This is a genomic window from Alicyclobacillus herbarius DSM 13609 (assembly GCF_000430585.1).
Lineage (GTDB): Bacteria > Bacillota > Bacilli > Alicyclobacillales > Alicyclobacillaceae > Alicyclobacillus_G > Alicyclobacillus_G herbarius.
Genome location: NZ_AUMH01000039.1, coordinates 1 through 11,698, shown reverse-complemented (window position 1 = coordinate 11,698; position 11,698 = coordinate 1). Strand labels below are relative to the sequence as shown.

Here is an 11,698-nt window from a genome sequence, read left to right as displayed (position 1 = left end):
AGTCGACGTTTCATCCAAGCGATGAAGGCCAGCCAAATCAACCACGAGCGAACGGGGTACAACAACCCCGATGCTGACGGATACATCGAGCGATTTTTCCGGTCGCTGAAGGAGGAGGAGGTCTGGCTGCAGGAATACAGCAGTTTTGCCGAGGCGAAAGTGGCGATTGAGTCGTACATTCACTTTTACAACACGGACCGACCGCATTCCGCACTAGGTTATCGCTCACCGTTGGAATTCAGAAATTGGAAAATGCAACAGAACGCAGCGTGAGACGATTTTTATCTGAATTGTAAGTCTCTTATCTCTCTCTTAAAGGCCATCCCATCTGTCTTGACAAAGGCGGGTTCAATACGGCACCCAGTGTACGAAATTGAAGATGAAAAGGGGATGGCAAAGTGATATATCACATCACTTCCAGAGATGAGTGGAACCTTGCTAAGAGCGAAGGCGTTTACCGATGTACCAGCCTTCCAGTAGACGGGTTTATACATTGCTCCACGAAAGAACAACTGCTTGGAGTCGCAAATGCGTTATTTCATGGTCGCACAGATCTGGTTTTACTATGTATTGACCCCGAACTTGTGGAAGCTGAGATCAAGTACGAAGACCTGTACGAAACAATGAAGTTATACCCGCACATTTACGGTGAATTGAACCTTAATTCAATTCGCTCAGTAATTGAATTCCCCCCATCATCTGACGGAACGTTTTCATTACCACAGCAAATTGATGGGTAGGTACAACAGCTTTTGCCTTGTACCTATCAAGGCTATTTAATTTTCTAAAGTCCAAGCGTATTTTTTAGCAACAATCTTTACGAAAAGGGCCTAATTTTTTAAAGTGTCTTGCCGAACGGTGCTAAATCGCAACTTTGTTCTTCGCTTATCACCTTCTTTGTTGGATAAGAACTAATCACAAATTTACAGTGTAAGCCGTCTTGATTGGCGGCTTTTTTTCGTGGAGGCGAGAGGGATGGGCTTTAACGTACGCCGTGACTCCAGCCCGAACAACATCCCGGTCATCGGCTACCAGGACGCGGCCGACGCTCAGGACGTAATCCTATGGGCCGCCATCCAGGTGACAGAGACCGGGAATACGGACGGAAACGGAAACTTCACGGCGACGAATCTGCCGGTCATAGATGCGACGCATGATTGGGTGACGGATTCCGGCAGCGTCGGGTGGCAACACCTTGTCAACGGCAAGGACATTACGGCCACGGATTCCAGCGGGAACACGCTATATGCAGGCCAGGCCAACGGCCACACGGGCGTGATTCCTCTCTACAAGGACAGCGAGCTCCAGACTTCAGCCGCCAGCCTGACCGGGGTACAGGTGACGTACTGGACGCTCAAGCCGCTGGCGGTGGATGAGCAGGGGCGACTGGCGATGGGTTTCAGCGGAGCGCTCCCGGCCGGAACCAACCGCATTGGCGCGGTGATTGCACGCGGCACCACGGCCAACGGAACCGAAGTTCCGCTCAGGGTGGACGATAACGGGCAACTGTACCAATCCTGGGAGCGGGGGCGGCACGGCGTCAGAGGTCACCATCGACGGCGTAACAAGCAGCGGAACCGACCATTTCCGCATCCCGGACACGGTCAAGTACCTGAAAATCACGGCAGCCGGGGATAACACGGTCTGGACGCCAGCCAGCGGGAAGAGCATCGTCCTGATGGGGATCTGGGCGCAGAGCAACATCCGGGGCACGTCCTGGACCCTGCCGGACACGGACATGGACATCAAGATGGGATCAACGGTAATTGCTCATATGAAGCTCATGGGGATGCTCCATTTTTCCCTTACGGATGCAAACAACAACGTCATGCAGTATGTTCACGCCGGGGAATTCCAGATGGGGCAGCTAAACTTCGGGCCAGGGATCAAATTCCCTGCCGATACACCGCTAGTGGTATCGCCTGACAGCGCGGTGGTACAGGTGACAGCCTGGGGCTTGGAGGTGTGAGCCGTGCAGGACTATCCGAAGGTCTATGACCGCAGCGGCAAGCTGTTGGCGGTGATCGACAAGGCCTTTTCCGTGCAAATCCAGGACCAGCTCATCACGGAAACGAACGGGCAGGAAACGCTCACGTTCAGCCTGCCTGCCTACGACCCGAAGCTGGCGCTGTTCACTAACGAGGACCACGTGCGGGTCGGCGGCAGCGAGTTCGTCATCCGCGTTATGGAGATCGGCTGGGACTCCGGCCAGGGGATTCCGACGGTCGACGTCACCTGCGAGGCCGTGTGGTACGACCTGGCGGAGTACGACCCAATCACATCACTGGACATGAAGGATATAGGTCCGTCGGCTGTGATGCAGGCCATCCTGCAGGGCACGGACTGGTCGGTCGGTACCGTGGAGATCACGACACCCGGGAACTTCTCCATCACAGATTCTACAAACCGATTGGCCGCGATCCGGCAGATCCCAGGCATATATGGCGGCGAGCTGAAATTCGACAGTGTTGGACGGAAGGTCCACCTGCTGCGCCAGGTCGGGTCCGACACCGGTTTTCTCTTTGCCTTTGGAAAGAACATGAAGTCGAACAAGCGGACGGTGGACACCCGGAACCTTGTGACGCGGTTGTATCCCTACGGAGCCAACAACCTATCTATCGCGGACGTGAACAACGGCGTGCCGTACATCGAGGACTACAGCTGGTACGACAGTACGGGAAAGACGCGACAGGTCAAGTCTGCGACGCTCACGAACGACGACATTACCAACCCATCATATCTGCTGCAGTGGGCCAAACAGCAGCTTGCGGTTCTGTGTCAACCGACCATTTCGTATGCGGTGGACGGGGTTCTGACGCCAGACGATCCGATTCCTGGTCTCGGGGACATCGTCACCGTGTATGATCAGACGCTCGGTCTGAATATGAAGGCCCGGATCGCCAAACGGACCATCGATGTTCTGCAACCGGAGAACACCAGCCTGGAACTGGAGACCGCGCTGCCTACCTTGGCGGACCAGCTATCGAACATTCAGGCCGGCGGTGGCAGTATTAGCGACGTAGTGGATGCCGTGAATCAGGCAATGCAAGACATGGTTGTCTTTAACCTGCTTTTGAACAGTCGTGCTGACGATGGACTGGCCTATTGGACGGCGGATGGCTGGACGGTGGATAACTCGACCGGGGCCAGTGGAAGTGCATCCTTCATATGTCAGGGCGCATCAGGCGTGACGAAAACCTTGTCGCAGACGGTCAATCCAGCCAACCGACAGAACTACACTCTGTCGGCGCAGGTGGCCCTCGATAACGTCAAGAAGGGGCCGAGCGGAAAGATCGGGTTCCAAGTTACCATCAGGTACAGAGACGGTACGCAGGAAACGCAGTTTTTCGCCATCGCGTAGGGAGGTGTAACCGTGGAGCAGTGGGCGCAGACATTCCAACCGCAGGCCGGGACGGACATCGAGAGCATCACAGTCGAAGTCGTGGCCGAGGACTTCACGGGGACGCTCCATGTAACGGACATCATGCTCCAAGGTGGCAACATCGCGACAACCTGGGTCGGTCATCCGAGCGAGATAAGGTGGTCGTTCGACAGTGAGTGACCCGTTTCTTCGGTATCTGACGAAAGTTGAACCCAAGAAATCTGTTCAATCCATCCAGGTGGAGCTAATCGGCGAGGACTTCACTGGTACCATCCACGCGACCGATGTGCAGCTGCAAGCGGTGGCATTCTGACGGGGTGGGGGCCCAATGCGGAAGAGATGCTGGTCCGGCCGCGTGACCAAAACGGCGACATCGTTCCGCCGAAGCAATTGAATGCGCTTATCCGCGGCTCCGCTATGGTCATCGTTCCGAACACCGGCGGCATGACCATGACCGCCACCAGTGACGGAGGGGTCAACATCGACCTGCCGGACACGGCGCCGGTCACCACGGGGCTGGATGTGACGGCCATCATGATCAAGCACACGACCGGCGAGTGGGAGCTGCAAACGTACTATCAGACGCGCTCGCTGACCTATTCAGGGAGCCTCAAAGCCGGGGATGTGGTGAATATCGATGCGGCAGCACACAAAGTCACCGTGAACGGTTCGCAGGCGCAACCAAGGCCCTCCACTTACCAGGGCGCGCCCATGCCGTGCCCCTACGGAGACACTGTATACCGCGTGAACATGACCGGGCGAGACGCTGCCCGGTTTTTGTTTGGCGTGACAGAGTGGAACGCAAGCGGGGTGACGTGGTGATGACGACCCGGTTCATGACGTGGGTCGGATCAAACGTACCTACCAGCAGTCGTGGTTGGTCCGAAGTAAGCCAGTATGCAAACAAATTTCAGCGTATCGGGCTGTTTGAATGGGCGGTAACAGACACAACGGGCCACATTCGCAACGCAGGCGGAACCATTTCTGGTTCGGCGACCAGCCAGGAGATGAGCCTGATACAGCAATTTCCCCAGATTCAGTGGTACATCAGCATCCAGGCGCTTGGCAGCTATCTGCAAGCGTTGTGGACGAATCAAAACGGGGCGCAGAACACCTTCATGTCCGACTTGGCTACCCTGCTGGAACAGAATCCGTGGTGGGCCGGGGTGGACATTGACTTTGAGCAGGGCGGCGACAGCAGCTACACCGACCAAGCCGTCGCGTTCTTTCAGCGCATTTACAACTACGTTCACAGCCAAGGGAAGCTGGTTCACGCCGACCTGCCGGGACTGACCGGGCCAGGGCAATCGCTCGGCGGCGAATACTGGTGTGATTACGCGCAGCTGGCGCCGTACTTCGACACTTGCACCATCATGACGTATGGGTACTCCTGGCTCGGTTCCGCGCCAGGGGCCATCTCTCCGGCCTCGTGGGTGCAGGCCGTTTATGATTACGCGGTAACAGTCATCCCACCAGCAAAGATATTCCTTGGCGTCGCAGGGTACGGCATTCGCTGGCAAATCTACGAGGACCCGGGGTCGGGCTATCGCGGCACGTCCGGTTCGTACTACGCATGGCTGGCCTGGATGCTGGGGGTATTCAACCATACCGGAAATGGGCCACCACAACCACTCATCCCGTGGGCGGCGTTTTGGGACGATGACGTCAAGTCGGCATACATGCTGCTTGACATCTACGACTATCAGGAACCGGAGGACGCGACAAAACTCAACGCCCCATATGTGAAGGGCACATACAACAGCAAGCCCTTCATGACGGCCTATTCCAAAACGCAGGGGACAACCTTCACGGGGTTGGTCACGCAGCAATCCAAGAGCCAGACCACAAAACACGGCGGCGCTCTATCGGACGGAGGCAGCTACTACACCGCCCGAGTGCCACAGACTGGCGAGGTTCCCGGATACGCGCAGTACACGTTCAATGTGCCAACCGCCGGGACATATGCCATCGTCCTGCACGTCAACTTCCCGTGGTGGAGCATGGCGAAGGTTGGAGTGTATCTGGATGGTACGTTGGACACATCGACCGGCCAGGTGACAGGCGGCCAGGCATTGACCGTGGAGCAGCCGACGCAATGGTATCCACTCGCAAGAACAGACCACTGGATACAGGCCGGGACGGTGCAACTTTCTGCCGGGACGCACACGCTGACGTTCTCCGGGCTTTTGTCGGCCTATGGGGCGCAGTTTTGGGGGTTCGCGGTGGCATCGGGGTTCAACTTCTCGATGAGTGGCGGCAGCGGACAGTTTACCCTCGTTCCGCAGACGTACAAGGACGTGAACGGGAACGCTGCACAGCCCGCATCGGGCTATGTGCTGACATTGGAGGTGCTTCGCCATGATCCCGAGTACGCGACGGTCTGGAGCGACGACTGGCGAACCTATCCGGGCGGGCATGACTCGCTGGGCAACTGGTATAACCTAACCGGTTCCTGGTCCGTCTCCGGCACCTACGGCAGCCCATCCACGCTCAAAGGCAGCGGCCAGTTGACGCTCGGATATGACCAGTTTGACGACCTTTGCGTGTGGGCGGACTTCTCCTTTAGCGGTAGCGAAGCCGGGATCGTCATGGGGAGCAATAAGATCGGCCTCACGTCCGATGGGCGCGTGGTATTCAATGGCTCGACACTCGGGAACGTCGATACCAGCGGCACCAACGAGCTGCGGGTGCGGTGCCGGGGCGGAATCTACGACGTCTGGCTGAACGGCAAACACGTAGGGCAAGCCAGCGGTAGCGGGAGCAAAACGTTCGGCCTGTATACAGCCAACGGTGCCACGATGCAGTGTATGAGCCTCAACGCAGGCGATGCCTACTGGATGATGCCACGCGAAGCTGTCACGGTGACCACTCCAACCGGCTCGCATACCCTTGGGCGCATCTCGCGGTCAGGTGTGACGTGGGACGACACCTGGGGCTATTTTGAAGTACCGGACGGCACGGAGGAAAGGAGCACCCGATCCGGTACGAATACGTCCATCTCGCTCGACTGGGACTATCTCCACAGCGCGTCCATTTCGCTTGGCGATATCATTCCCGTCACGGTAGAGGGCGTTGATGCCGGGGTCTGGGTCAGCCGCCTTTACTTATGCGACCAGGACGGAGCGAGCATTGCCTATTACGCCGACATCAACTCGTTCCGGTATTGGTTCGAGCAAGCGCGGGACACCTGGGATCTTGCTGGTGTCGCCATGTGGGCGCTTGGGCTTGAGGACCCCAAGATATTCGGGTGTATCCCGGATCAATGGTAACTACCGCCTACGGGCGGTTTCTTTATGCCCAGGAAAGGAGGTCTCGCGGGTGGGCGATGCAAAATCCGAAGAATGGTACTCGAACAAGGACCTGTTCGAGTTTTTTAATGCCCTACAGCGTGAGTTCGACGGATTGAAAGCCGAAATGCAACAGACGAGGGAGGTGATACGCCGGTACAACGGGCTGAGAGAAGAACTGGAGAAGGTGAAGGCGACGTACAAGCCATGCAAGATGAAGCACGTGGGCGAAGCTCAGTCGGGCGGTCCATCCGTGAGTGGGGAGGGTGGGGGGTTGCTCTTCTGTCGGTCGTGGCAGCGTATCTCAAAGTCTTTCATGGAGGTTGATATGCATGGTGGATCAGGTTGTGTCGGCCGTTGTTAACGCGCTCATAGGTGTTCTGTCCATCGCTCTTTCGGCCGGTGCGGTCTATGCCGCGCGGTGGCTGCGCAGTCACGTGCGCTCGGAGACATTGGGACGACTTTTTGAAGTCGGAGACGTCATTGTCAACGCGGTCGAACAGGCAGCCGCTGCCGGTCTCATCACTGTCCCGAAAAAAGATGCCGCTGTTCAACGCTTACGGGATTGGGCAGCCCGAGAAGGCGTGAAGCTATTTGACGCGCAAATTAACGACATCATTGAAGCGGCGGTCAAGGCGATGAAGGATGCCGGCCAGGAACTGAAGGCTACTATTGCTGAAGATCCTCAGGCAAAAGTCCCGGCTGCCCAGCAGCGGTTGCAAGATGCCCAGGCAAAGGCGCAGACCGCGCAGTCAGAAGTGCAAGCCGCACAGGCGGCCCTCGAACAGGCTAAGAAGGAGGCAGCAGCAGCCAATGGCAACGCCAGCGCTTGATCCGAAATGGGCCAAGGGAAGGGATGTGAGCCCATACCAAAAGGACATCGATTGGGGCCGGGTTGAAAAATCCGGCCTCGTCCATTTCTCCATCGTTCGCGCCGGAGCCGGACAAACCATCCAAGATCCGTACTTCATACGTAACTACGCGGCCGTGAAGTCTATAGGAATTCCGTCCGGCACGTACTGATTCTTGTACCCAAAGACCAGCGGACCTGAGGAAGAGGCCGAAGCCTACGTGAAGGCCGTGGAAACGGCCAGTGGATGGCGTGGCTGGCCGCCCATGGCTGACATCGAGCAAGAAGGTGCCGGCGACCTTGGCGTGGACGAGCTGACCGACTGGCTGCATCGGCACCTTGCGCGGCTTGAGACTTTGGCGGGTAAGAAGCCGGTTATCTACAGCAATCCATCCTTTCTCAAGACGAGAATCCGGGCGAACGAGTTTTCGCAGTATGAACTCTGGATCTCGCACTATGGCGTGACGCAACCGGAAATCCCGGCTCCATGGAAATCGGCTCGATTCTGGCAGTACAGCAGCACAGGTCAAGTGCCGGGGGTGAAGGGTCATGTAGACATGAACGTGTTTTGTGGGAGTTTAGACGAACTTCAGGCGTGGTGCGGGGAAGGCACGCCGTCGCTGGCCTCCCGTGGTGGTAAGGCCCCTGCCAAGGCTGGGCCTAAAATCTCCAACCACCGCACTCTATTCTCGGCGGCATGTGGCGACGACGTGAAGCTCTGTCAGCGTCTGCTCTACCGTGCTGGCCAGCACCCGGGGCCGATAGATGGGGCCTACGGTCCGAGAACCATGGATGCAGTACGAGCATTCCAGAAGGCCGCGCGGATTGCTGTCGATGGTATCTGTGGCCCTCAGACCTGGGCGGCGCTCGAAAAGGTCAAGCAGGCCGACCGTCCTCTCACGGTGCGCGGCGACCGCGGCCAGCAAGTGACGGATCTACAGTATCTGCTCCTTTACCACGCGAGCAACCCAGGTACCATCGATGGCGTGTTCGGGCCCAAAACTGAGGATGCGGTGAAGGTGTTTCAGAATGCGAAGCAACTGACCATCGACGGAAAGGTAGGTCCAAATACGTGGGGTGGCCTTCTCAAGGTCTAGAAACCCGCGCTTGAAAGGGGGTGATTAAGGCGGCTTGATGTAGACGTACGTTAATTCCTTCGTTCGTTGTGATCGCACGTTCGACGGTTTATACGTGCGTGTCTCCCCACTGAATTAAATGGTTAAGGAGTGATTCATTCATGACCGTTGCTATGACACAAGATCACTGGGATTACAGCGGCGCTCCGATGGTGGGTCCTGGATACGTCACAAGCGGAGGTCTCGTGCAGGCAGTCCAGCAGATGATTGCTTGCACTGGGGAGTATTCCTTGACCATCGACGGAATCTACGGACCGCAAACAGAAGCCGCAATCAAATGGTGGCAAGGGAAAAACGGTCTTACAAAGGACGGGATTGTCGGGCCGCACACGTGGTATTCATTCTGGAAAGGTCTTACACGGGACTATAGGGAAGACTCGCCGCACTATGACTCTTACAAGTGGAGTCCGCCCTTCGGGGCTACTTGGCGGACACTTGGATACCGGTTCTACTATCGTCGCGTGACCAACTACCATCTGTCCGGGCCCGATACCGAGTGGGCGTACTACAACGAAAACAAGAGCGCCTACTACTGGATGGATAACGGCGTGCATAAGGCCACGGAATAAAGCAGGTGGCTTGCATTTCGATGCCCTTACCCTCCAGGGTGGGAGCTTTTTTATTTTTTCGGGATTGCAAATCCCTGCGGATGGTGTGATTATATTGTCACATACAACCAGTCCGTTTGTGAAAGTGAGGGACTTTTATGTTTACTCGTCATCGATCCACTAAAAAAATCGGGGCCGCCGCAGCCGTTGTAGCCGTGGTCGCGGGCGCGTCTTTATTCGGGGTCACCCATTACAGGCACGTTGCAGACGCTCAAACGCTAAATACAAAGCACGACGTCAAGCCCGACAGGGTTGAGAATTCCGGGGCGCCTTACTACATGAACACAGACGTCTATACCGAGGCCAACAAAATCAAGGATGCGGCTACGTTCAAAGTCGTGTTGCCGGTCCTGCCGCCGTACAAACTTGACCGCATGGAACTGGACTCTAACAGTCGAAACGGGCAGCAACTCACGATGTGGCTGCTACCCCCGAATTACGACAGGGTCAAGTATACCGACCATACGATTCAATACAGCATCATGGAAGTTCCGAACAAGACCGTAGTCGGCTCCGACCTGGATCAGCCAGACCGGCTCAAGCACGTGAAATTCGACGGCGTTGACGTGACGGTGGCCTTCCCGCAGAAAGACAGCCTAGTGCATGCTTATGAGTTTGTCCATGACGGTATCCTGTACGACGTACGAAGCATGGTCGGTGACTGGCACTACGCTGTCCCGTACCAAAAAGACAAGGCATGGGAGATTATCGACTCGCTCATCAAGGAAAATCATGTGTTGAATTGAGTTTGACTCGGACGCAATTGCAATGAGCAGGCACCACCACCATCACCATATCCACTGGCCACGATGGATGCAGGCCATCGCGGCGCTGACCCTGGCTGGGATATGGATTGCAGCCGTTGTAACTCTGATATTCTGACGTTCAACCCTTACCGTTTAGTGGGGGGTTCCAATGAACTCGGACTTCGTGAACAGTCGCGTGACTAGTCAAGCTCTTATCTCCAAATAGATATGCCTGTTTTCCCAACGTCATCGACGGATTCAAGTTACGGTAGTACCCTCGTCTCATGGGAGGTGTTCACGGATGGTCATTGTAAAATGTACGAATTGTGGTCGCGAGCAGGAAATGAGGACGGGGATCGTTGTCGGTAAGGCTGGAGAACACGAAATTGACATCGCAGGCACGAGCATTTTTTGCAGCTGTGGGAGCGTCCTCTTTGAGGACGATGGGGTCTTGCGGGAAATTCAAGTCAGCGTCAAACAAGAACCCGCGATGCACCGGATGTGACATTTTCAGCATAAATCAAGGCTTAAGGTCTAAGGTAAAAATGGGTAGGGTAGCAAACGTGGCCGCCATGGTCATCGGCGAAGGCGGGGCCGATGACACCGGACTCGTCATATTGTTGTCGAGGTCTCGATGGACTCATTCCCCTTGAATTTACACACCGCACACAAATTCTCCTATGCGCCATCGACACCACATGTATCTCCGAGATACGATCCATATCGGTGATACACGCTGGTCGATACCCATGCATATCTAATTCCGAAGCCGACGTGAAGCACTGGGCATGTCGCGCAAGCAGTTGGCTGAGGGAATATGCCATCCGGCCCAGTTCGGCCATTACGAAACCGCGCGGATGATTCCGACCGACGAGAAGGTCCGACTGCTTGCGGAGCGGCTCGACATCCCGGTCGAGTACTTCTTCATGGTCGTGGAAGCCCAACGGAGGCTTGAAAGACGTCTACGGGAGTTGACGCGGGTGGGGGCTTATAGGCGAGCTGTACCCGTTTTGAAGGAGATGGCCTGGAGGGAGAAGACGCCGGCGATCAGCGAGCGGTATGAGGCGATGGCGAAGGAGTGCGTACTGATCGGGTTGAACGGATATTGGTGAAGAACGACGCCAACGCTGCGGTGAATAGACAGGGAACAGTAATGTCGACGTTGGACAAGTGGGTGGTGGATTAGACGTATCACATTGAGAAGTAAACTGCGAAGGTTGCCTTACTTCGAATGTGCTGGTGAACGGGCCAAATTGGCACAGGTACCTACGCAAGCGCAGAAGAAATACGATAGCAGGAGATGCAAGGGTACAGTAATCAACAGTGTCGGTGAGTAAGACGACCCGTATTGAACCCGCCTTTGTCAAGACAGATGGGATGGCCTTTAAGAGAGAGATAAGAGACTTACAATTCAGATAAAAATCGTCTCACGCTGCGTTCTGTTGCATTTTCCAATTTCTGAATTCCAACGGTGAGCGATAACCTAGTGCGGAATGCGGTCGGTCCGTGTTGTAAAAGTGAATGTACGACTCAATCGCCGCTTTCGCCTCGGCCAAACTGCTGTATTCCTGCAGCCAGACCTCCTCCTCCTTCAGCGACCGGAAAAATCGCTCGATGTATCCGTCAGCATCGGGGTTGTTGTACCCCGTTCGCTCGTGGTTGATTTGGCAGGCCTTCATCGCTTGGATG

General features: G+C 56.0%; 16 protein-coding genes and 2 pseudogenes. 17 read left to right on the top strand and 1 reads right to left on the bottom strand.

Going from position 1 to position 11,698, the window contains the following annotated elements; translation table 11 throughout:
* From H522_RS0115875 to H522_RS0115795, 17 genes and pseudogenes are all read left to right on the top strand, one after another.
* Positions 1-273: integrase core domain-containing protein (locus tag H522_RS0115875; RefSeq protein WP_026963072.1), on the top strand; the 273-nt coding region annotated here is incomplete at its 5' end.
* Between the two features lie 125 nt (positions 274-398).
* The gene (locus H522_RS0115870; protein ID WP_026963071.1) at positions 399-740 is read left to right on the top strand and encodes a DUF952 domain-containing protein; all 342 of its coding nucleotides are present in this window, start codon (positions 399-401) and stop codon (positions 738-740) included.
* Positions 741-975: 235 nt separating this feature from the next.
* Complete coding sequence (locus tag H522_RS0115865) at positions 976-1,638, top strand: hypothetical protein (RefSeq protein WP_026963070.1); 663 nt, start codon at positions 976-978, stop codon at positions 1,636-1,638.
* A 40-nt stretch (positions 1,639-1,678) separates the two neighbouring features.
* Positions 1,679-1,969, top strand: coding sequence for a hypothetical protein (locus H522_RS0115860; RefSeq protein WP_026963069.1), 291 nt, complete (start codon positions 1,679-1,681; stop codon positions 1,967-1,969).
* A 3-nt stretch (positions 1,970-1,972) separates the two neighbouring features.
* On the top strand, positions 1,973-3,361 hold the full coding sequence (locus H522_RS19960; protein ID WP_051344365.1) for a phage tail protein: 1,389 nt from the start codon (positions 1,973-1,975) through the stop codon (positions 3,359-3,361).
* A 12-nt stretch (positions 3,362-3,373) separates the two neighbouring features.
* On the top strand, positions 3,374-3,562 hold the full coding sequence (locus tag H522_RS0115850) for a hypothetical protein (protein WP_026963068.1): 189 nt from the start codon (positions 3,374-3,376) through the stop codon (positions 3,560-3,562).
* Positions 3,555-3,695 carry a hypothetical protein gene (locus H522_RS21640; RefSeq protein ID WP_155836501.1) on the top strand — a complete coding sequence of 47 codons (141 nt, stop codon included), beginning with the start codon at positions 3,555-3,557 and terminating at the stop codon, positions 3,693-3,695. The genes H522_RS0115850 and H522_RS21640 overlap by 8 nt, the downstream gene beginning before the upstream one ends.
* A gap of 26 nt (positions 3,696-3,721) precedes the next feature.
* Complete coding sequence (locus tag H522_RS0115840) at positions 3,722-4,204, top strand: phage distal tail protein (RefSeq protein ID WP_026963067.1); 483 nt, start codon at positions 3,722-3,724, stop codon at positions 4,202-4,204.
* Positions 4,204-6,651: a glycosyl hydrolase family 18 protein gene (locus H522_RS0115835; protein ID WP_026963066.1), complete on the top strand. Its 2,448-nt coding sequence runs from the start codon at positions 4,204-4,206 to the stop codon at positions 6,649-6,651. The genes H522_RS0115840 and H522_RS0115835 overlap by 1 nt, the downstream gene beginning before the upstream one ends.
* 49 nt (positions 6,652-6,700) lie before the next feature.
* On the top strand, positions 6,701-7,033 hold the full coding sequence (locus H522_RS0115830) for a hypothetical protein (RefSeq protein ID WP_026963065.1): 333 nt from the start codon (positions 6,701-6,703) through the stop codon (positions 7,031-7,033).
* A complete protein-coding gene (locus H522_RS0115825) occupies positions 7,002-7,502 on the top strand; it encodes a phage holin, LLH family (RefSeq protein ID WP_026963064.1) in 501 nt (166 codons plus the stop codon). Before H522_RS0115830 ends, H522_RS0115825 begins: the two co-directional genes overlap by 32 nt.
* Positions 7,393-8,049, top strand: a pseudogene (locus H522_RS22220) (glycoside hydrolase family 25 protein); the annotation flags it as partial. The gene H522_RS0115825 and the pseudogene H522_RS22220, both read left to right, overlap by 110 nt.
* A gap of 27 nt (positions 8,050-8,076) precedes the next feature.
* Complete coding sequence (locus tag H522_RS22215; RefSeq protein ID WP_245578155.1) at positions 8,077-8,616, top strand: peptidoglycan-binding domain-containing protein; 540 nt, start codon at positions 8,077-8,079, stop codon at positions 8,614-8,616.
* A gap of 140 nt (positions 8,617-8,756) precedes the next feature.
* Positions 8,757-9,224 (top strand): peptidoglycan-binding domain-containing protein, encoded by a 468-nt coding sequence (locus H522_RS22370; RefSeq protein WP_035454453.1) that lies wholly within the window; start codon positions 8,757-8,759, stop codon positions 9,222-9,224.
* A 137-nt stretch (positions 9,225-9,361) separates the two neighbouring features.
* Complete coding sequence (locus tag H522_RS0115805; RefSeq protein ID WP_026963062.1) at positions 9,362-10,009, top strand: hypothetical protein; 648 nt, start codon at positions 9,362-9,364, stop codon at positions 10,007-10,009.
* A gap of 301 nt (positions 10,010-10,310) precedes the next feature.
* Positions 10,311-10,514, top strand: coding sequence for a hypothetical protein (locus tag H522_RS0115800; protein ID WP_026963061.1), 204 nt, complete (start codon positions 10,311-10,313; stop codon positions 10,512-10,514).
* Positions 10,515-10,785: 271 nt separating this feature from the next.
* Positions 10,786-11,121, top strand: a pseudogene (locus H522_RS0115795) (helix-turn-helix domain-containing protein); the annotation flags it as partial.
* 315 nt (positions 11,122-11,436) lie between these two features.
* On the opposite strand, the gene H522_RS19945 reads toward H522_RS0115795, so the two are convergent.
* Positions 11,437-11,698 (bottom strand): integrase core domain-containing protein (locus tag H522_RS19945; RefSeq protein WP_035454450.1); only part of this gene is annotated, 262 nt, incomplete at its 5' end.